This window comes from Hafnia paralvei (genome assembly GCF_020150375.1).
Taxonomy (GTDB): domain Bacteria; phylum Pseudomonadota; class Gammaproteobacteria; order Enterobacterales; family Enterobacteriaceae; genus Hafnia; species Hafnia paralvei.
Genome location: NZ_CP083737.1, coordinates 4,358,506 through 4,380,109 on the forward strand (window position 1 = coordinate 4,358,506; position 21,604 = coordinate 4,380,109).

General features: G+C 49.0%; 20 protein-coding genes. 12 read left to right on the top strand and 8 right to left on the bottom strand.

Features of this window, described 5'->3' with window-relative positions:
• Positions 1–32 precede the first annotated feature (32 nt).
• Positions 33–614, top strand: coding sequence for an aminodeoxychorismate synthase component II (locus K9N75_RS20230; protein WP_039189311.1), 582 nt, complete (start codon positions 33–35; stop codon positions 612–614).
• Between the two features lie 166 nt (positions 615–780).
• Here the strand turns inward: K9N75_RS20230 and ppiA are convergent, their stop codons facing one another.
• Positions 781–1,347 carry a peptidylprolyl isomerase A gene (ppiA, locus tag K9N75_RS20235; protein WP_008815486.1) on the bottom strand — a complete coding sequence of 189 codons (567 nt, stop codon included), beginning with the start codon at positions 1,345–1,347 and terminating at the stop codon, positions 781–783.
• A gap of 338 nt (positions 1,348–1,685) precedes the next feature.
• Between ppiA and K9N75_RS20240 the strand changes: the two genes are divergently transcribed.
• From K9N75_RS20240 to tsgA, 6 genes are all read left to right on the top strand, one after another.
• Complete coding sequence (locus tag K9N75_RS20240) at positions 1,686–1,991, top strand: PTS sugar transporter subunit IIB (protein ID WP_064572541.1); 306 nt, start codon at positions 1,686–1,688, stop codon at positions 1,989–1,991.
• A 63-nt stretch (positions 1,992–2,054) separates the two neighbouring features.
• The gene (locus tag K9N75_RS20245; protein ID WP_061059455.1) at positions 2,055–3,380 is read left to right on the top strand and encodes a PTS sugar transporter subunit IIC; all 1,326 of its coding nucleotides are present in this window, start codon (positions 2,055–2,057) and stop codon (positions 3,378–3,380) included.
• Positions 3,381–3,409: 29 nt separating this feature from the next.
• A complete protein-coding gene (locus K9N75_RS20250) occupies positions 3,410–3,754 on the top strand; it encodes a PTS lactose/cellobiose transporter subunit IIA (protein ID WP_008815489.1) in 345 nt (114 codons plus the stop codon).
• A complete protein-coding gene (locus tag K9N75_RS20255; RefSeq protein ID WP_224452042.1) occupies positions 3,751–5,058 on the top strand; it encodes a 6-phospho-beta-glucosidase in 1,308 nt (435 codons plus the stop codon). Before K9N75_RS20250 ends, K9N75_RS20255 begins: the two co-directional genes overlap by 4 nt.
• 233 nt (positions 5,059–5,291) lie before the next feature.
• Positions 5,292–6,275 carry a LacI family DNA-binding transcriptional regulator gene (locus K9N75_RS20260; RefSeq protein WP_130961239.1) on the top strand — a complete coding sequence of 328 codons (984 nt, stop codon included), beginning with the start codon at positions 5,292–5,294 and terminating at the stop codon, positions 6,273–6,275.
• Positions 6,276–6,474: 199 nt separating this feature from the next.
• Positions 6,475–7,659, top strand: coding sequence for an MFS transporter TsgA (gene tsgA, locus K9N75_RS20265; RefSeq protein WP_224452043.1), 1,185 nt, complete (start codon positions 6,475–6,477; stop codon positions 7,657–7,659).
• Positions 7,660–7,726: 67 nt separating this feature from the next.
• Here tsgA and codA read toward each other — a convergent pair whose 3' ends face one another.
• Positions 7,727–9,010 carry a cytosine/isoguanine deaminase gene (gene codA / locus K9N75_RS20270; protein ID WP_224452044.1) on the bottom strand — a complete coding sequence of 428 codons (1,284 nt, stop codon included), beginning with the start codon at positions 9,008–9,010 and terminating at the stop codon, positions 7,727–7,729.
• The gene (gene codB / locus K9N75_RS20275; RefSeq protein ID WP_224452045.1) at positions 9,000–10,271 is read right to left on the bottom strand and encodes a cytosine permease; all 1,272 of its coding nucleotides are present in this window, start codon (positions 10,269–10,271) and stop codon (positions 9,000–9,002) included. The genes codA and codB overlap by 11 nt, the downstream gene beginning before the upstream one ends.
• 383 nt (positions 10,272–10,654) lie before the next feature.
• Here codB and nirB point away from each other — a divergent pair, with 383 nt between their 5' ends.
• The 5 genes from nirB (at position 10,655) to K9N75_RS20300 (ending at position 16,763) form a co-directional block, all read left to right on the top strand.
• Positions 10,655–13,207, top strand: coding sequence for a nitrite reductase large subunit NirB (gene nirB / locus K9N75_RS20280; protein ID WP_224452046.1), 2,553 nt, complete (start codon positions 10,655–10,657; stop codon positions 13,205–13,207).
• On the top strand, positions 13,204–13,539 hold the full coding sequence (gene nirD / locus K9N75_RS20285) for a nitrite reductase small subunit NirD (protein ID WP_061059450.1): 336 nt from the start codon (positions 13,204–13,206) through the stop codon (positions 13,537–13,539). Before nirB ends, nirD begins: the two co-directional genes overlap by 4 nt.
• Before the next feature lie 301 nt (positions 13,540–13,840).
• Complete coding sequence (gene nirC / locus K9N75_RS20290; protein WP_224452047.1) at positions 13,841–14,644, top strand: nitrite transporter NirC; 804 nt, start codon at positions 13,841–13,843, stop codon at positions 14,642–14,644.
• A gap of 70 nt (positions 14,645–14,714) precedes the next feature.
• On the top strand, positions 14,715–16,097 hold the full coding sequence (gene cysG / locus K9N75_RS20295; RefSeq protein ID WP_224452048.1) for a siroheme synthase CysG: 1,383 nt from the start codon (positions 14,715–14,717) through the stop codon (positions 16,095–16,097).
• 492 nt (positions 16,098–16,589) lie between these two features.
• Positions 16,590–16,763, top strand: a complete 174-nt coding sequence (locus K9N75_RS20300; RefSeq protein ID WP_064572534.1) for a YhfL family protein — start codon at positions 16,590–16,592, stop codon at positions 16,761–16,763.
• Between the two features lie 277 nt (positions 16,764–17,040).
• On the opposite strand, the gene trpS is transcribed toward K9N75_RS20300, so the two are convergent.
• The 5 genes from trpS to K9N75_RS20325 all read right to left on the bottom strand — a co-directional run bounded on the left by trpS (position 17,041) and on the right by K9N75_RS20325 (position 21,561).
• Positions 17,041–18,045: a tryptophan--tRNA ligase gene (gene trpS, locus K9N75_RS20305; RefSeq protein ID WP_008815498.1), complete on the bottom strand. Its 1,005-nt coding sequence runs from the start codon at positions 18,043–18,045 to the stop codon at positions 17,041–17,043.
• Positions 18,046–18,064: 19 nt separating this feature from the next.
• Positions 18,065–18,781: a phosphoglycolate phosphatase gene (locus tag K9N75_RS20310; RefSeq protein ID WP_224452049.1), complete on the bottom strand. Its 717-nt coding sequence runs from the start codon at positions 18,779–18,781 to the stop codon at positions 18,065–18,067.
• Between the two features lies 1 nt (position 18,782).
• Positions 18,783–19,466, bottom strand: a complete 684-nt coding sequence (gene rpe / locus K9N75_RS20315; protein ID WP_008815500.1) for a ribulose-phosphate 3-epimerase — start codon at positions 19,464–19,466, stop codon at positions 18,783–18,785.
• Between the two features lie 39 nt (positions 19,467–19,505).
• The gene (gene dam, locus K9N75_RS20320) at positions 19,506–20,318 is read right to left on the bottom strand and encodes an adenine-specific DNA-methyltransferase (RefSeq protein ID WP_004090976.1); all 813 of its coding nucleotides are present in this window, start codon (positions 20,316–20,318) and stop codon (positions 19,506–19,508) included.
• A 145-nt stretch (positions 20,319–20,463) separates the two neighbouring features.
• Positions 20,464–21,561: an SPOR domain-containing protein gene (locus K9N75_RS20325; RefSeq protein WP_224452050.1), complete on the bottom strand. Its 1,098-nt coding sequence runs from the start codon at positions 21,559–21,561 to the stop codon at positions 20,464–20,466.
• Positions 21,562–21,604: the final 43 nt, after the last annotated feature.

The following is a 21,604-nucleotide window of genomic DNA, read 5'->3' on the forward strand; positions in this document are numbered from 1 at the left end:
CTGATATTTTTACTGCGCAAAGCGAACCCCTGATGCTGTTGTTGATCGATAATTACGACTCTTTTACCTATAACCTCTATCAATATTTTTGTGAGCTCAAGGCAGACGTTGTGGTGCGCCGCAACGACGAGCTAACGCTTGAACATATTGAATCCCTAGCACCTTCGCATCTGGTGATATCACCGGGGCCCTGTACACCCGATGAAGCCGGTATCTCTTTGGCTGCTATACAACATTTTGCAGGCAAGATACCTTTGCTCGGTGTCTGCTTAGGGCATCAGGCATTGGGGCAGGTATTTGGTGCCAAGGTTGTTCGTGCTCGTCAGGTCATGCATGGTAAAACCTGTGTGATTCGCCATACCAACAGTGGCGTGTTCCATGGCCTCAATAATCCACTCACGGTGACCCGCTATCACTCCTTGATTCTGGAAAAAGAAACGCTGCCCGACTGTCTGGAAATCACAGCGTGGAGCGAAAACAACGGCGAACAAGATGAAATTATGGGCGTACGCCATCGCACCCTAGACGTTGAGGGTGTGCAGTTTCATCCAGAGAGTATTTTGAGTGAACAGGGGCACGAGCTATTACAGAATTTTTTACGGCGCCAAAAGTAAAACGCCCGCCGTCAGCGTAACATCGTTCACTTAAATTCGATTTTAGGAAGAGCACACCGATGGGGTCATAGCGGCGTAAGCTGCCAGAGCACCCCGCGGTGTGGTGGATCCGTGTATCTCGACCTCTTCAATGAACGGCGTTAGCCGTCAGCGGGAGTTTTAGAAACTATGGCAGAACTTTCACCGACGTAATAACAATCGGCTTTGAAGGTACATTCTGGTATGGACCGACGTTCTCAGTGCGTACCTGAGCAATCTTATCCACGACATCCATTCCCTTTGTCACTTTACCAAATACCGCGTAACCAAAATCGCGCTGGCCGTGATCCAAGAAAGCATTATCCGCAACGTTAATAAAGAACTGGCTAGTCGCGCTGTCTTTTTCTGCCGTACGCGCCATCGCAATAGTGCCACGCAGATTACGTAAACCATTATCAGCTTCGTTCTTAATAGGCGCATTCGTGGTTTTTTGCTGCATATCCGCAGTGAAACCGCCGCCCTGCACCATAAAGCCAGGGATTACACGGTGGAAAATCGTGTTGTTGTAATACCCGCTGTTCACATAGTCGAGGAAGTTCTTCACCGACACCGGCGCTTTTTGACTATCTAACTCAATCTCAATATTGCCAGCAGTCGTAGACAGTAAAACATGGCTATTGGCAGCTAGAGCGGCCGGAGCCAATACCGTCAGCGAAAATAGCGCGGCTAGGGTGACTAATACTCTTTTGAACATGACACATCCTTTCTCAACGGGCTTTTTCAAAGCAGGTGAACAACAAATTAACCTAACGATTCTAATTAGGCCTAGACCTATTAGCTACCCATTTACTCACATTTACTTAACGATGGGATAAGTCCGATAAAAAGCCGACTTTCAGCACTAACCTCCGTAAGTATTTGGGATTAAGATCACAATTTAGCCTTAGCTCGTTTATTCCATCGTCAATTTTTGCGAACCATCTCCCAAACCGTTTGAGGAAAGTTGCTAGTCTTAAACACAAATGAGAGCGCTCTCATTTAACAATTACAACAAATAATTCTCTTTTATTAATCTGATTTGTGAGGCGGGTGATGAAAAAAATCTTACTGTGCTGTGCGGCTGGAATGTCCACCAGCATGCTCGTTCAACGAATGAATACCGAAGCAACCAAACGCGACATTGAAGTCGATATTCAAGCCGTTCCCGCCGCTGAGTTTGAACAGCGTATCCAAGATGCCGATGTCATACTGCTTGGCCCACAGGTGAAGTATGAACTGGCGCGCTTTAGCGCAATCGCCCAGCCTTTTGGCAAGCCCGTTGCCGTCATCGATATGATGGACTACGGCATGCTACGTGGCGACAAAGTGCTCGATAAGGCGCTAGCGCTAATCGCATAACGATTTCTTATTTGGGTCTTATTTTCCCTGTCAGCGTTATCTTCACCTTGTGGAGTCACTGCTATGAGTTTCTATGCTTCATTGATGCGCGTGGTTGAAAGCCACATCGCCCCTCTCGCGGGGAAAATCGGTAGTCAGCGACACATCATTGCTATCCGCGACGGCTTTATTTCAGCCATGCCCTTCCTGATTATCGGCAGTATCATGTTGATTATCGCCAACCCGCCGTTTGATGCACAAACCACATCCTCGTTCGGACAAGCATGGCTCTCCTTCGCCAAAGCGCACTGGGACACTATCACCATGCCTTTCTTCATGACAATGGGGCTAATGAGCGTATTTGTTACGGTGGGTACTGCATATAGTCTGGCAAAATCTTATGGAATTGACGGTCTCACCGCGGCACTGTTAGCGCTAATGGCATTCCTGCTGGCAGCGGCTCCTCAGCTTGAAAACAAAATGGCGCTCGACTACCTCGGTGGCCAAGGGGTTTTCACTGCTCTCATTTGCGCGATCTGGTCCGTTGAACTGATCCGTTTACTGAAAAAGTACAACATCACGATTCGTATGCCGGAACAGGTTCCACCGGCGATAGCCCGCTCCTTTGAACTACTCTATCCGGTCGTCGGTATTTTGCTCACGGTCTATCCGGTTAGCTTGTTTATGCAGAGCGAATTCAACCTGCTGCTGCCCGCCGCCGTGATGCAAGTTTTCCAGCCACTAATCGCCGTCGGTGACACGCTTCCTGCCATCTTGCTAGCACTGCTGATTGCCAACCTGCTATGGTTTGCGGGGATTCATGGCGACAACATTGTTACCGGCCTGCTTAACCCGATTTTTATGGCCAATATTGCCGCCAACGCTGCGTTAATGACCCACGGAATGGAAACAACTCAAATACTCACCGCACCTTATTGGTCATTTTATGTCTGTATTGGCGGTTCCGGTTCTACCTTAGTTCTCGCGATCCTTTACCTACGCAGCCGTTCAATTCATCTGCGAACCATCGGCAAACTTAGCGTAGTACCCGCCATCTTCAATATTAACGAACCATTGCTGTTTGGCTCCCCAGTGGTGATGAACCCGACGCTGTTTATCCCGTTAATCGTCGTGCCTATGGTCAACGCTGTTTTGGCCTACGTAGCGCTGCATTTAGATCTCGTACAAAAAATGGTGGCAATAGCCCCATGGACCGCTCCCGCGCCGCTCGGCGCGATGATCTCCGCCGCTTGGGACTACAAAGCGCTGATTCTGGTCTTAGTGCTGATGGTTATCGATATCTTGATTTGGTATCCGTTCTTTAAAGTCTATGAAAAACAGCTACTCGCTCAGGAAAATGAGCAAGCCCAAGAAATGGCCGCTGCCGCTGAAACTCAGCCTCAACCTTAAACCGATTTGAAAGATGTATCGGAGGAATTATGGATTTTGAACAAACGATCATGGAGCTGTTGGTTCATTCAGGCAGCGCTCGTAGCAGTGCATTGATGGCGCTTCAACGCGCCAGAGCCGGAGATTTTGTCGGTGCGCAAGAAATGATGGATGAGTCCAGAGCGGCTACGCGTGAAGCACACGGCATCCAGACGACGCTGATTGGCATGGATGAGGGTTGTGGAAAATTACAAATTAATCTGATTACCGTGCACGCACAGGATCATCTGATGAATGCCATGGTCATTCAGGATCTGGCGGGAGATATGATCGAACTGTATCGCCGACTGCCTGAAGAATCTGCTATGCAAGATCAAGAGGAGAGCCTCGCATGATCCCGATAAAAATTGCCATTATTGGCGGCGGTAGCAGCTACACTCCCGAACTGGTGGAAGGCATTATCCAGCGTTCAGAACAAATTCCGCTGTCTGAACTTGCCTTGGTAGACGTAGAGGCTGGCCATCACAAAGTGGATATCATTGCCGATTTGACCCGCCGGATGCTGGCACGCAATGGTCTTGAGCACGTAAAAGTCACCGTACATTTTTCGCCTGACGATGCCATCCGCGGCGCAAGTTTTGTATTAACTCAACTGCGTGTGGGGCAGCTTCCTGCTCGTGCCGCCGATGAACGTCTCGGTTTGAAATTTGGTTTGATTGGACAAGAAACCACCGGCGTTGGTGGCTTTGCCAAAGCGCTGCGCACTATCCCCGTGATGTTGAATATCGCTCGTAAAGTTGAGCAGTTAGCGCCCGATGCGTGGATTATCAACTTTACCAATCCGGCAGGGATCGTCACCGAAGCCGTTTCTCGCTATACCAAAGCCAAAATCATCGGCCTGTGTAACGTGCCGGTCACCATGCACCATATGATCGCAAAAATGTTACAGCGCCCTTATCAGGACGTTCAACTACGCTTTGCTGGATTGAATCATATGGTGTGGGTACATCAGGTCACCGCAGACGGGCAAGACCAAACACAGCGAGTGATCGACATGTTGTGCGATGGTGCGGCACTGACCATGAACAACATAAAAGAAGAGCCTTGGCCGCCGGAATTCCTGCGCGCACTGGGGGCGATCCCTTGCCCTTACCATCGTTATTTCTATCAAACACGCTCAATGTTGAAGGATGAAATGGCTGAAGCCAGCAAAGGCGGAACCCGCGCTGAACAGGTGATGAAAGTCGAGAAAGAGCTGTTTGAGCTGTATGCCGATCCGCATTTAGACCACAAGCCAGAGCAGCTCAGCTTCCGCGGAGGCTCTTTCTATTCAGAGGTCGCACTGGAACTGATCTGCGCCATCCACAACAATCTAGGCACGCGTCTGGTTGTTAACACACCAAACCACGGGGCGATCCGCGATCTGCCAGATGATGCTGTGATTGAAACTGACTGTATTGTAGATGCCCAAGGTGCTCATCCGTTGGCCTTTGGTTCTCTGCCCGTCTCAATGGTTGGACTCACACAAGAAGTGAAATCATTTGAGCGCTTAACCATTGAAGCCGCAGTACACGGCGACAGAAAATCTGCGCTTCTGGCGCTGGTCACTAACCCACTCATTGGCGATGCCGCACTGGCATCACCTTTATTAGATGAAGTGCTGGCGGTTAACAAAGAATATCTGCCACAATTTAATTAATGAGCAAGCATACCCCAGCCCATCGCGCAGCTGGGGTAGAAACCTAGCTCGCCGACGTGCTAAAGCTGCCAGCAATATTGGACTCAAAACGGCTATCCCCTAAATAGTTCGAGTTGTATTAAGGCGGCCAATGAGGGCACCCAGATGAGCTACTCTAGTCAGTCATTTGGGTGAGTGAAGGCAGCCAACAAAAATGCAACTTGAAGTATGACGGGTACATAAGGAAATTAACCATGACCACTCTTGAAGACGTTGCCGCCCGCGCTGGGGTATCCCGCGCCACGGTTTCACGCGTCGTTAATGGCGACAGTAACGTCAGGGAAAAGACGCGTCTCATGGTTGAAATGGCGATTGCCGAGCTGGGCTATAGCCCTCATCCCGCAGCCAGAGCATTAGCCTCCAGCCAAAGCCAAACATTAGGTTTAGTCACCACATCCTATCGCGGAGGTTTTTTCGGCGCGCTGATGGACAATGTACAGAGTGAGGCCGAAAGCCATCGCAAACAGCTTCTGGTGACTCAGGGGAAAAACAGCGCCGAAAATGAATGGCAGGCAATCCAACGTCTATATAATTTACGCTGCGACGGGCTGATTCTGCACGTCAGAGCGCTCAGTGACGAGCAATTGCGCCAGCTAGCACAGCAGGGGAAAGCATTTACAATTCTGGATCGCCTCGTTCCTGGCCTTGAAGATCGCTGTATCGCTTTTGACCACAATCACGCCAGCCAAATGGCAACTAACAGACTCATCGAACTTGGGCACACCAAAATCGCCTGCATCAGCGGTTCCTCCTTCCGACCTTCAAGTCAACTGCGCCGCCAAGGATTTTTGGATGCGATGCAAGCAGCAGGATTGCAACCCGTTGCCTGTTTGGAAGGTGATTACGATATGCAAAGCGGTTATCAAATGGCCGATAAGCTGCTACAAAGCCATCACCCAACAGCGATTTATTGCTGCAATGAAGAGATGGCGATCGGCGCATTGCTCGCTATCACCGAGCATCGACTCAATATTCCCAATGACATCTCACTCATCTGTTACGACAGCGGTGAACGTGCAGCCTTTGTACGTCCAGCATTAACCAGCCTTCATTTCCCAATAACGGATATGGCACGGCATGCAACCGAACGTCTGATCGATCCCAAATGCGCACCAGAAGTCTTTATACCAACGATCGTTGATCGTGGTTCGGTGATTGCGCGAAAAGGCAATTTATGAGCGAATAAGACCAATAATGTCTACCCAGATCGCCTTTGTAAGAAACTCATTCATAGAGTTACAGCAAAAAATCGACTTTCATCACAAAAATAGCCTGTAACTATGCTAGGATTCGCCGCCTTGTGGGATCGATTATTCTTGTCTCGACCCCTCGCAAATACTTTCCTATTTCCTCAATACTACTGACACGGGCCTTGCTATGACCAACAGCAACCGCATTCGCCTAACATGGATCAGTTTCTTCTCCTATGCACTTACCGGTGCATTGGTGATTGTCACCGGGATGGTGATGGGCAATATCGCAGAATACTTCAATCTGCCGATTTCCAGCATGAGTAACACTTTTACATTCCTTAATGCTGGCATTTTGGTCTCTATTTTCCTCAATGCATGGTTGATGGAAATCATCCCTCTCAAGCGTCAGCTGATTTTCGGTTTCGTGTTGATGATCTTAGCCGTTGCTGGCTTGATGGTCGGACACAGTCTGGTGATGTTCTCGCTGTGCATGTTTGTACTGGGCGTAGTGAGTGGGATTACGATGTCTATCGGTACCTTCCTCATCACCCATATCTATGAAGGCCGTCAGCGCGGCTCACGCCTGCTGTTCACCGACTCCTTCTTTAGCATGGCGGGGATGGTGTTCCCAATTGTCGCGGCAACCTTACTGGCTAACCATGTTACTTGGTACTGGGTTTATGCCTGCATCGGCGTGTTATATCTGGCGATTTTCGTATTGACGCTGATGTCTGACTTCCCTATTTTGGGCAAGAAAAAAGACGATCAAAGTGAGCCTGTCGCTAAAGAGAAGTGGGGCATTGGCGTACTATTCTTGTCGATTGCAGCACTGTGCTACATCCTTGGCCAATTGGGCTTTATCCAGTGGGTGCCAGAATATGCCAGTAAACACTTTAATATGAGCATCGAAGAAGCTGGCGCGCTAGTGAGCAACTTCTGGACGGCTTATATGGTTGGCATGTGGATCTTCAGCTTCATCCTGCGTTTCTTCGATCTACAACGCATCGTGACTGCTCTAGCCGCGCTTTCTACCGTGATGATGTATCTGTTCGTCACCACTGAGCAAGTCGGCATGCTGAGCATGTACATTCTCGGCCTTGGCTTCGTCAGCAGCGCAATTTATACCACGCTGATTACGTTAGGCTCGCTGCAAACCAAAGTGTCTTCACCAAAGCTGGTGAACTTCATTCTGACCTGCGGCACCATCGGTACTATGCTGACCTTCATCGTTACCGGCCCAATCGTTGCAAAAAGCGGTGCTCATGCAGCGCTGGCAACGGCCAATGGTCTGTATCTGGTGGTATTTGTGATGTGTTTACTATTGGGCTTCGTGACGCGTCACCGCCTACATGGCCACAGCACTAAATAATTCAGACTTGTGCTGAAAAAAAACCGGCCAGTAAAATGGCCGGTTTTTTATTACCGAAAGATTACGATTAACGCTTGAAATCCACGGCTTCCGACTGTTCCAAGTGCAACGTAGTTTTGGCTGGCTGAGTGCAAGCGATCACCGCGCCGTTGCGTACGGAATAGCGCACGGGAACCTGACGACGTACGGCGTCAAAACCACTATCAGCCGGCAATACAATGAGATTGGCGCTGTTCCCCACGTCGACTCCATAGTCCTTCAGATCCAAGGTCTTGGCGCCATGGTGAGTGATCAAATTGATACCGTCATTAATCTGGCCATAACCCATCAGCTGACACACGTGTAGTCCCATATGCAACACCTGCAGCATATTTGCTGTGCCAAGTGGATACCATGGATCAAATACATCATCATGGCCAAAACAGACGTTAATGCCTGATTCCAACATCTCTTTCACGCGCGTAACACCACGGCGTTTTGGATAAGTATCGAAGCGCCCCTGCAGATGAATATTCACTAGAGGGTTCGCCACAAAATTAATGCCTGACATTTTCAGCAAACGGAACAAACGTGAGGTATAGGCGCCGTTATAAGAATGCATCGCCGTAGTATGGCTCGCAGTAACTCGCGCCCCCATATCTTCACGGTGTGCCAATGCGGCAACGGTTTCCACAAAGCGAGACTGTTCGTCATCGATTTCATCGCAGTGAACATCAATCAAACGATCATATTTTTTCGCCAAGGCAAAGGTTTTATGCAGAGATTCCACACCGTATTCACGCGTGAATTCAAAGTGCGGAATGGCACCAACAACATCAGCACCTAAACGTAACGCCTCTTCCAGCAGAGCTTCGCCGTTAGGATAAGACATAATCCCTTCTTGCGGAAACGCGACGATTTGCAAATTGACCCACGGAGCGACTTCCTGCTTCACTTCAAGCATCGCTTTAAGCGCCGTTAATGTGGCGTCGGAAACGTCAACGTGGGTACGCACATGCTGAATACCGTTGGCGATTTGCCATTTCAGCGTTTGCCATGCGCGTTGTTTCACATCGTCATGAGTTAAGAGGGCTTTGCGTTCGGCCCAGCGCTCAATACCTTCAAACAGAGTGCCTGACTGGTTCCAGCTTGGCTGCCCAGCGGTTTGGGTCGTATCCAGATGAATATGCGGTTCAACAAAAGGCGGTAAAACGAGCCCTTGTTCAGCGTCCAGATTATTTGGCGAAACCGGTAATACGCCAGATTGCGCTTCGATGGTACTTATTTTTCCATCGTGCAAACGAATCTGCCAAAGACCTTCTTTGCCCGCTAACCGAGCATTAATGACCGCCTGAAGTAAGTTATTCGACACCGTTAGCCTCCGCATTTGTTATTGTTGATACTGCTGTTGTTGCCGTTTTACGATTCAGAATCGGGTTAAGTACCAGATAGCTCAGAGCGCCGCCGAGCACCGCATTCACCGGCACTACGCCTGGTAGCCAATGACCCGCCGCAATACCCAATGCTACGGCTAGAATAGCGACCCAATTGACGCTCATCATACGCACGGTAGCAAAGTGCTCATAGCGGCGGCGATTCATCAAGTAGTCAGCGATGATCACGCCCCCGACGGGAGGAATGGCGGCAGAGAGGAAGGTCAGCCAGCCAACAAAATTGTTATATAGCCACAGGGCACAGAGAGTGCCGATAATACCGTTTATAATCGACAGCGTTTTGCTCGACATGCCGGTAATGTTGGCAAAACCTAAACCTGACGCATACAGCGCATTGTCGTTAGTCGTCCAAATATTCAGCCCCAGCACCACGATAGCAGGCAGCAGCAAACCTTGGGCAATCATTACATCAGAAATGTCTGCCATGCCCAACGCCGCGGCGCCGGCGGCACCAAAGATAAACATCAAAGAGTTGCCGAGGAAGAACGCCACCATCGAAACTAACACCGCCAGCTTGGCGTTACGTCCAAAACGGACAAAGTCAGCGGTTAACGTTCCAGCACTGACAAAAGACCCCACCACTAATGCCAACGCAACGTTGAAATCCAAAGGCTCGGCAGGTACCACCGCTTTCAACGCGTCTAAGCCGCCCATTCCGTGTACCGCAAGCCAAACTGAGTAACCGCCAAGGCAAGCAATGGCAGGAACCGCAATCACCGAAAGCACCGTCAGTGCTGAAATACCAAAGAAAACGGTCACCGTCATCAGCAGCCCAGAAATCGCGATTAGCAAATTAATATCGAGCCCTGTCGCCTTCCCTACCGGAATAGCGAACATCGCAACGCCCACACCAAACCAGCCGACCTGAGTTCCTCCCAGCAACAGCGATGGTAGCCATGAGCCTTTAACACCAAAAGAAAATCGAGCAAGAAGATGTGTGGTTAGGCCGGTTTTCGCACCGATGTAGCCGAGAATAGAAGTGTAAATACCGAGAAGAAGATTACCGAGGAGTACTGCGAGGAAGAAATCATGATAACTAAGACCGGTTCCGAGAGCGCCTCCGGTCCACATACTGGCGGAAAAGAAGGTTAATCCCAGCATGACAAACGTCAATGCCAATACCCCTTTCCGCGCTGACTGCGGGACGGGCCCCTGACTATAGTTGTTATCTTGCGACACGACATTCCTCCTTTCGCTGTTTTCAGGCCAAAAAATCCGCCGCATTCTATTCTTCTGCATACAAAAAGCAATCGTTTTCGTGTGGGTTATAAGAATTTTATCGATTTCTGCCTGTTTGGCCGATGTGATTACTCTATTGTTTAAAATTAAAACAAAATGGCATTTCACTTTTTCTGATACTGCTTAGGTCGCCCACCTCCATGACTGACTCGTTTCAGCCAAAGTTGCGAAAAATCAGCAACTTAACAAATTTTCAATAAAATCAGTCAGCTACCACCTTAGAGGTATATGGAAAGCAAATTGATTTACATCAATAAACACAACCTACGGAGGATTATGGTAGGCGTAGACTTCTTTCATTTGCAGCAAATTCTGAGGCAAAAATGAGCAAACTAAGACTCGCCATTATCGGTAACGGGATGGTCGGCCATCGCTTCATCGAAGAACTATTAGAAAAAGCTGAACCGAATCAATTTGAGATTACCGTATTCTGTGAAGAGCCCCGCGTCGCCTATGACCGCGTTCATCTTTCTTCCTATTTTTCGCATCACACCGCTGAAGAGCTTTCACTGGTTCGTGAAGGCTTCTATCAGAAACACAACGTGAATGTGCTGGTTGGCGAGCGCGCTATCACCATCAATCGCAGCGAAAAAATCATCTATTCCAACTCTGGCCGTACTATCCACTACGACAAACTGATTATGGCAACCGGCTCTTATCCATGGGTTCCGCCAATCAAGGGAAGTGAAGGCCAAGATTGCTTTGTTTACCGAACCATCGAAGACCTTAACGCTATCGAAGCCTGTGCACGCCTCAGTAAACGCGGTGCCGTTGTCGGCGGTGGACTGTTAGGTCTTGAAGCCGCTGGCGCCCTAAAAAACCTCGGCGTTGAAACTCATGTTATTGAATTTGCGCCCGTTCTTATGGCCGAGCAGCTCGACCCAATGGGCGGTCAACAACTGCGTGAGAAAATTGAGCGTATGGGCGTGCGCGTTCATACCAGCAAAAACACGCAAGAGATCGTACATTCAGGCAGCGAAGCTCGTAAAACCATGCGCTTTGCCGACGGCACTGAGCTGGAAATCGACTTTATCGTCTTCTCCACGGGGATTCGCCCACAAGACAAATTGGCACATCAGTGCGGTTTAGCCACAGCCCGTCGCGGCGGGATCGTGATTAACGATCAGTGCCAAACCTCAGATCCTGACGTCTATGCCATCGGTGAATGTGCCTCTTGGAACGATCGTACTTTCGGCTTGGTTGCTCCCGGCTACAAAATGGCTCAGGTCACCGTTGACCATTTGCTTGGCAAAGAAAACGGATTCCACGGCGCGGATATGAGCGCCAAACTGAAACTGTTGGGCGTAGACGTCGGCGGCATCGGTGATGCCCATGGCCGTACCGAAGGCGCACGCAGCTATGTTTATCTGGATGAAAGCCAAGAAATCTATAAACGCATTATCGTCAGCGCTGACAACAAACGTCTGCTCGGCGCCGTTTTAGTTGGAGATACCAGCGACTACGGTAATCTGCTACAGCTCACACTGAACGACATCGAACTGCCAGAGCACCCAGACAGCCTCATTTTGCCTGCTCATGCGGGTAAAGGTAAACCGGCTATCGGCGTAGAGTCTCTGCCTGAAACCGCTCAAATCTGTTCTTGCTTCGACGTCAGCAAAGGCGACATCATTAAAGCTGTGAATGCAGGTTGTCATACCGTCGCCGCGATTAAATCTGCAACAAAAGCGGGCACCGGCTGCGGTGGCTGTATTCCACTCGTTACTCAGGTTCTGAACGCTGAGTTGGCGAAACAAGGTATCGAAGTTAACAACCATCTGTGTGAACACTTTGCCTATTCACGTCAGGAGCTCTATCACCTGATTCGCGTCGAACAGATCAAATCTTTCAGCGAATTGCTGGCAAAATACGGCAAAGGCTACGGCTGTGAAGTATGCAAACCTACCGTGGGCTCTCTGCTAGCCTCTTGCTGGAACGACTACGTTCTACAGCCAGACCTCACTCCGCTACAAGATACCAACGATAACTTCCTCGCTAACATTCAGAAAGATGGTACTTATTCGGTCATTCCTCGCTCTGCCGGCGGTGAAATTACGCCAGAAGGACTGATGGCAATCGGCGAAATTGCTCGCGAATATAATCTGTATACCAAAATCACGGGCTCGCAGCGTATCGGTATGTTTGGAGCGCAAAAAGACGATCTGCCCGCTATCTGGAGCAAACTGATTGAAGCCGGCTTCGAAACCGGTCACGCCTATGCCAAAGCGCTGCGCATGGCGAAAACCTGCGTCGGTAGTACTTGGTGCCGTTATGGCGTTGGCGACAGCGTTGGCTTCGGCGTGGAATTAGAAAACCGCTACAAAGGCATTCGTACTCCACACAAAATGAAGTTTGGTGTGTCTGGTTGTACGCGTGAGTGTTCCGAAGCACAGGGCAAAGATGTGGGGATTATCGCCACCGAAAACGGCTGGAATCTCTATGTTTGCGGCAACGGGGGGATGAAACCGCGCCATGGTGACCTGCTGGCCGCCGATCTGGATCGTGAAACCCTGATCAAATATCTCGACCGCTTCATGATGTTCTATATCCGTACCGGCGATAAATTGCAGCGAACCTCCGTTTGGCTGGAAAGCTTGGAAGGCGGTATCGACTACCTGCGCTCCGTCATCATTGACGACAAGCTGGGCATGAACGCCCTGTTAGAACAAGAAATGACCCGTCTACGCGAAAAAGTTATCTGCGAGTGGACTGAAACCGTTAACACACCAGCCGCTCAGGTTCGTTTCGCACACTTTATCAACAGTGACCAACGCGATCCTAATGTCCAAATCGTTCCAGAGCGCGCACAGCATCGCCCTGCACGTCCAGATGAACGCATCCCTGTCACCCTGATTGCAACCGAGGAGGCTAACGCATGAGCCAGTGGATCAATGTCTGCCCATTAAACGACATCCTGCCGGGCACCGGCGTGTGCGCATTAGTCGGAAGCCATCAGGTCGCCGTGTTTCGACCGTATCAGGATGAACAAGTATTCGCCATCAGCAATATCGATCCGTTTGCCGGTTCAAGCGTGCTATCTCGTGGACTGATTGCCGAGCATCAAGGTGAGTTATGGGTAGCCAGCCCCTTGAAAAAGCAGCATTTCCGCTTGGTAGATGGCTATTGTCTTGAAGATGAAACCCACTCGGTTCCACACTTTAAGACCCGTTTAGTTGATGGGTTTGTGCAGGTGCAGGCGGTGGGTGAGTGAGCGAGGCGGATATCCGGTCAGTGTAAGGTTTCGTACGCCTAAGGCACCGAAATCTACATATGCGCTAATGCAAGCGTCCGAGCAAGGCGGCTCAATCGCCATTCTGGCTCCTCCGTTCTTTCGCCGACGTCCTGTCGGCGAATCCTAGCCGGACGCCTCCCTTCGGCTGAAGGACAACGTGCCGGAAGCTGTTATTGACGGGCGGTAGAAACCTTACACAGCAACAAAATATCAAGTCACCCTAATTTCAGTTTTCACCAAAATTTTCACCTTTAATCTTTAACAACTAATGGAAGCCAGTATGTTTACCGACACCATCAATAAATGCGCTACCAATGCAGCACGCATTGTTCGCCTGAACAAAGATAACCCGTTTGGTTTTTGGATTAGCTCTGCGATGGCAGGGGCTTATGTTGGCCTCGGCATCATTCTGATTTTTACACTGGGAAATATGGTCGAGCCCGCATTACGTCCGTTGTTAATGGGAGCCACCTTTGGTATCGCCCTGACATTAGTCATTATCGCAGGCTCTGAGTTATTTACCGGCCACACGATGTTCCTGACCCTCGGTGTAAAAGCGGGCACCATTAGCGGAAGCCAATGGTTAGCCATCCTGCCGCAAACATGGCTAGGGAACCTTATCGGTTCAATCTTCGTCGCCGTTTTATATTACTACGGCGGCGGCAACCTACTACCGGTTGACAGCAGCTTGGTCCACACCGCAGCGTTAGCAAAAACAACGGCTCCCGCAGCCGTACTCTTCTTCAAGGGCGCGCTGTGTAACTGGCTGGTTTGCTTGGCAATCTGGATGGCACTTCGCACCGAAGGCGCAGGCAAATTCCTCGCTATCTGGTGGTGTTTACTGGCATTTATCGCATCAGGCTACGAGCACTCGGTTGCCAACATGACCCTTTTTGCCCTATCTTGGCTCGGTAATCACAGCGAATCCTTTACTCTAAGCGGTATTGGCCACAACCTGCTGTGGGTGACACTGGATAATACGTTATCCGGTGCGGTCTTTATGGGTCTCGGTTACTGGTATGCAACACCGCGCGCGCAGCGCCCGGTGGCGGAAGTTTCGGCACAACAGAATCAGACAGCTTAATGATTTTATGGCGCATTGCTTAGGCGATGCGCTTTTTTGCCGAAGCAAATTCCGTAGTGAGGATTGTTCGATGGACTATTTACCGATTTTTTGTCAGTTGCAACAAAAGGCCTGCCTGCTGGTTGGCGGCGGCGAAGTCGCTGAACGTAAAGCAAGGCTGCTGATGGATGCAGGGGCTGATATCACGGTTAATGCCAAAGAGTTCACGCCACAGTTCGACCTATGGGCAAAAGATGGCAAGCTAAAGCAGGCGCACGGTGAGTTCTCCCCTACTCTACTCGAAGGTGTATGGCTGGTTATCGCTGCGACTGACGATGAGAACGTCAACGATCTCGTGTTCCAACAGGCCAGCGAACGCCAGATTTTCTGCAACGTGGTCGATGCACCTAAGCGCGCCAGTTTTATCATGCCCTCTATTATCGACCGCTCACCGCTTATGGTCGCCGTTTCATCCGGTGGTAAATCTCCGGTGCTAGCGCGCTTGCTGCGCGAAAAACTGGAAGCAATCCTACCGCAACATTTAGGCCAGCTCGCTCGTTTAGCGGGTGATTTACGCCAGCAGGTGAAAGATAAATTCTCAACCATCACGCTACGCCGCCGTTTTTGGGAGCGTCTATTTGCGCATGACCGCTTAGCCCAATCGCTGGCAAATCAGGATGCAGCGATGGTAGACAAACACCTCACCGATCTCTTTGAACAGCCTCTGGAGCAGCGTGGTGAAGTTGTATTGGTTGGCGCTGGCCCCGGTGACGCAGGACTACTCACGCTAAAGGGTCTACAGCAAATCCAGCAGGCCGATGTAGTCGTTTATGACCGACTAGTTTCTGATGACATCATGAATTTAGTTCGACGCGACGCCGAACGCATTTTCGTGGGCAAACGGGCTGGCTACCACTGCGTACCGCAGGATGAAATTAATCAAATCCTATTACGCAATGCGCGTAACGGCAAACGTGTCGTTCGCTTGAAAGGTGGAGACCCCTTCATTTTTGGTCGCGGTGGCGAGGAGCTAGAAGTATTAGCAGATGACAGTATCGCGTTTTCCGTTGTCCCTGGGATCACGGCCGCCTCTGGCTGTTCAGCCTATAGCGGTATTCCACTAACCCACCGAGATTATGCGCAAAGCGTGCGGCTAGTGACTGGGCATGCCAAGAAAGACACGTCGCTGGACTGGGCTAATTTAGCCGCCGAAAAACAAACATTAGTGTTTTATATGGGTCTCAATCAGGCCGCTGAAATTGAGGCACAGCTCATCAAGCATGGTATGAGCAAGTCAATGCCAATCGCCTTGGTTGAAAATGGAACCTCGGTACAACAAAAAGTCGTTACCGGTGAACTGTCAGCGCTTGGTGAATTAGCTCTGCAGGTTGAAAGCCCAAGCCTGATCATTGTCGGCACAGTGGTTTCATTACGTGACAAGCTCAACTGGTTTAGCGCTGCGACTAAAAAGTAACACTAAACGGTTTGTTAGACACAGCCACTAACAACAACGTTATCCCTTCAATTCAAGCCTTGAGGCCACGCCTCAAGGCTTAGCCTCATCAAAATCCCTCAATTTGAATCAGCCAGCCTTCATAGGCTATAAAGTAATTGGACTCAATACGTTGTCATAACGTGATAAATAAATGAAAAAGGTTAATAGATAAATCAAACTCTCAACATTAAAACTAAATGTGCTAGATATTCTTTCTGTGTTTTTATTTAAATAAAATGGACTGGTAAAAGAGCATTAAAATAACCGATATCTAAAATAATATCCGCAAGCAACGCATAATTAAGCTTTGCTTAAAAAAGCTTTCAGGTCATTACTCGACCTCCATGCTTGTAAGCATAAATCTTATATCATATAGTCGCACACCTATATTTGAGCGAGGTGTCTTAATCAAACATTCGTTTCAGATATTAATACTAAGCAATTAATATTAATTTAATAACGGGAATGAAAATGAATAAATTTATTAAGCTCTCCATTGTTGCCGCAGTACTCTCCACTCTGACCGCTTGTACTGGACACATTGATAACAAAGCAAAAAACTGTAGCTACGACTATTTATTCCACCCTGCGATTTCAATCTCTAAAATGATTGGTGGCTGTGGCAACGTTGATTCACAGAAGTAATTCTTAACTTATCGGAGAGGCCACGGTAGACATTCACCATATCTATATTTATGGTTTTATTATTAACCATCGGTGGCCAATCATCAATATTGCTCTTATTTCAAGGGCAATACCCCCAATAAAATAGAGAACATTAAGCCCACAGTCCTCATGCTTTCTGAATAACATCCTATTTTTATTATTAAAGTAACTTGTTTCAGATTATATTCACATCATAATCGCGAAGCATAAAAAAACCCACCAAGAGGCGGGTTCTGATTATCATGTGCTTTGAAGCTTACGGCTGTGCAACGAATCCTATAGCATCGTAAACTTTTTTCACGGTTTCCTGCGCACGAGCACGCGCTTTCTGAGCACCGTCACGCATCACCTGCTGTAAGAAAGCTTCATCATTACGGAAACGGTTATAGCGCTCCTGCAATTCAGTTAGCATGCCAGAAACAGCATCAGCAACCGCACCTTTCAGATGACCATACATTTTCCCTTCGAACTCTAGCTCAAGTTCTGGAATGCTTTTGCCGGTCACACCCGACAAGATATCTAGCAAGTTTGAAACGCCAGCCTTATTCACCACGTCATAGCGGACAACCGCAGGCTCATCAGAATCTGTCACCGCACGTTTGATCTTCTTGATGACTGATTTCGGATCTTCCAGCAAGCCGATCACGTTGTTACGGTTATCGTCAGATTTGGACATCTTTTTGGTTGGTTCCAGCAAAGACATCACACGAGCGCCAGACTTAGGTATAAACGGCTCTGGAACCTTAAAGATATCGCCATACAATGCGTTAAAGCGGGCTGCAACATCACGGCTCAATTCTAAATGCTGCTTCTGATCTTCCCCAACCGGTACCTGAGTCGTCTGATACAGCAAGATATCAGCCGCCATGAGTACAGGGTAATCAAAGAGACCTGCGTTGATGTTTTCAGCATAGCGCGCAGATTTGTCTTTAAACTGCGTCATACGGCTGAGCTCACCAAAATAGGTGTAGCAGTTAAGCACCCAGCCAAGCTGAGCATGTTCAGGAACATGAGACTGGACAAAGATAGTGCTTTTTTCTGGATCAATACCGCAGGCCAGATAGAGCGCTAGCGTATCTAGCGTTGCTTTACGCAGTTGCTGCGCATCCTGACGCACGGTAATCGCATGCTGGTCAACGATGCAATAAATGCAGTCATACTCATCTTGCATCTGCACCCATTGGCGCAAAGCTCCCATGTAGTTACCAATGGTCAGTTCACCAGATGGCTGTGCGCCACTGAAAACGATGGGCTTACTCATGTCTCGGTTCCTATACGTCTTAGCTTAAAGGGGGTAGCCCGATCAGGGGCAACAACTCAGAAAATTGGTTCAGCACACAGCTTGGCTCGCTACGCTCAATCGGTTCGCCGTAGTTATACCCATAGGTCATCCCAACTGAAGGACATCCGGCCGCATGTGCAGCCTGAATGTCATTACGGGAATCGCCCACGAATAACAACTCACTCGCCAATACACCCGTTTGGGCTAAAACCAGATACAACGGTGCTGGATGTGGCTTTTTCTTCACCACATCATCGCCGCCGACAATGTGGCTGAAATAGCCATCGATGCCGAGAGAGGCCAACAACGGGCGAACAAAAGGAGTGGGTTTATTCGTGATAACCGCAAGCGGATAGCCTTTATGGGATAAAGCGGCAAGCGTTTCTTTGACCTGAGGATATAGCTGACTGCCCGTTTCAACCGTGCTGGCATAGTAGAAATCGAACGCGGCTCGAGCTCGTTGGCACAATGCATCCGTCGGCTCTTTATCGGCCCACACTAGCGCCCGATTAACCAACATATCGGCACCATTGCCGATCCAATTTTTAACACGAGCCAAACCAGGAACAGGTAAACCCAGTTCTTTCATCGCCTTATCCATGGCTGCCGATAGACCAGAGGCGCTATCGACAAGCGTGCCATCCAGATCGAAGGCTACCGCCTGTATCTTCTCAAACTGGTGAGGAGAACAACCAGCCGACACGAAGTTATTCATATTATTCACTCTGAGCGGTGGCTTTAGCGATTTCGCCGCGCATCTGAGTGATAATTTGTTCATAGTCTGGGTGACCGAAAATAGCAGAGCCTGCGACAAACATATCTGCACCTGCCGCAGCAATGGCACCGATATTATCGACTTTCACACCGCCATCCACTTCTAAGCGAATATCACGGCCGCTAGCGTCAATCAGCTTACGTACCTGACGTAGCTTATCTAACGTTGCAGGAATAAATGATTGTCCACCAAAGCCAGGGTTAACCGACATCAATAAAATCACATCAACTTTATCCATCACGTATTCAAGATAACTGAGTGATGTCGCCGGATTGAATACCAGACCCGCTTTACAACCTAAAGATTTAATCAGCTGCAATGAACGGTCGACGTGCTCTGAGGCTTCTGGATGAAAAGAAATAATGCTAGCACCGGCTTCGGCAAAATCAGGAATGATTCGATCAACTGGTTTTACCATCAGATGGACATCGATAGGCGCGGTGATTCCATAATCGCGCAGAGCCTTACACACCATCGGGCCAATGGTTAAATTCGGGACATAATGGTTATCCATTACGTCAAAATGAACAACGTCTGCGCCTGACGCCAGTACTTTCGCAGTATCCTCACCTAATCTGGCAAAGTCTGCTGACAAAATCGACGGGGCAATTAAATACTGTTTCATCCGTTTCTCCATGTGCTCGGTTCAGACACTGTGCAAATTTCAGGAATACAGCGCCAACAATTCGTCTACTTTGTTGCGTCCGCCTACCTTACTACTGATTGTACGGCGCGCACTCACTACAAACAGATCCGCCTGTGCATACCACTGACGCGTCAGTTCGGTGTCATGATTCGAAATCAGAACTGGAATCTTCTGCCGCGACGACAGGTTTGAAGCCACTTCGGCCAGCTTCATCTGGTCTGTCATGCTAAAACTGTTGGTATGATAAGCCGTAAAATTCGCGGTTGCCGACAACGGCGCATAGGGAGGATCGCAATATACAACGGTTCCTTCCACGGCTTGCCCCATTGACTGCGTATAGTGCTCACAGACAAAGGTTGCTTTCTGGGCTTTCTGCGCAAACCAGTACAGTTCTGCTTCAGGAAAATAAGGCTTCTTGTAACGGCCAAATGGCACATTAAATTCACCGCGTGAGTTATAGCGGCATAAACCGTTATAACAGTGACGGTTCAAATACAAGAACAGTACCGCTCTCCGGTACGGGTCAACGCTCTGATTAAACTCAGCGCGTAACGCATAAAACATCTCAGACTGATTAAATTCGCCACTGAACATCACCTTGGCGTCGCGAACAAAATTATCAGGCTGGGTCTTAACGATGTTATACAGATTGATCAGGTCAGCATTAATATCAGCTAACAAGTATTCTTCATAATCCGTATTCAAAAATACGGAGCCGGCCCCAACAAAGGGCTCGATCAACCGCTTTCCTGCAGGCAAATATCGACGGATCTCGTCTACCAGTGGATACTTTCCACCAGCCCATTTTAAAAAAGCGCGGTTTTTCTTCATGCCGTCAGTAAGCTACTTTTACAATTCAAATCGGCGGATCAAACACTGTTCGAGACAGCACTTCAGCGCGCATTTTATACCCTGCAACTTGAGAACAGCGGCATCAAACGATACCGCTGCCCATTGAAGCAAAGTATTCCACTGTTTATTTTTTGAGATCTTTTTGTACTTGAGCCATCGGACGTACCCAAGGATTCTTCGCTTGAACCTCAGCAGGCAATGTAGATACCGCCCGTTTTGCTTCAGCAGGACTTGAGTAACTACCACTTACCAATACATACCATGGCTTACCGTTACGCGTCGTTTCATAAACCCAGTAATGCGACAAATTCTGTTTTTTCGCAAAGGCATTTAACGACTCAGAACGTGATGCACTGCTTAGCTGCAATGTGTAATGGCTAGCTGGAGCACCTTTCAGCGACGTATTGGCACCACTTACTGCAGAGCTTACCGCACCGCTATTTGTCACCGGTTTTGTCGGAACCTTCGCAGTATTTGCGCTTGGTTTCGCAACATTGGCAACATTAGTTGGTGTTTTAGCGGCCGTTGTTTTACCTGAATGAGGTTTAGACGTCGCTACAGGTTTAGTCTGTACTGGTCGAATATTCTGTATGGCACCAGTGGTAGTCGATGACGGTTTAGAGACCACCGAGCCAGAACCCAATGTCGCTGGAGCCGTTGGCAACGTTGAAGCGTTAACTCCACCGTCAACGCCCTGAACCGCCGAATCTACCTGACCTTGCTGCTGAGTCAACGCATCGGACATGTTGTTACCGGCAAGATCAATACGTTGCTGACCTTGTTGACCCTGAACGGGAGCAGCCTGAGTTGGCGTTCCAGAAATAGGTGGAACAGAAACATCCTGCGGTTGCGAAGCTGTTGCGCTACCGCTATCAGCAGAGTGGTCAATCATGCCTGAGTTGTTCACACCACTGCCATCATGCTCATCAGTGGTATTGCTGGCCGTGTTGTTGGATAGGGAAGATGACCCCGAAAGGCTAATATCTCTGGTTCCACCATTGCTAGGCTGCTGAGCTGTTTCACTTTTCGTCGGTGATTTCAGCGCAGAGCCAATCCCAATGATTAACACCAGCAGCACCAGAATACCAATCCCCATCATCATATGCTGACGAGAAACCGCTAATTTTGGAGCCGCAGGGCGAGCCTTGCGTGTACGAGTTGGACGACGATCGCTAGCATCAGGCTTCAGATCTTCATCAGGTTTAAACTCTTCTTCTTCCATATCCACCCTCCAGTCAGAGGCAAAACCGGTGGGGCGCTTTTAT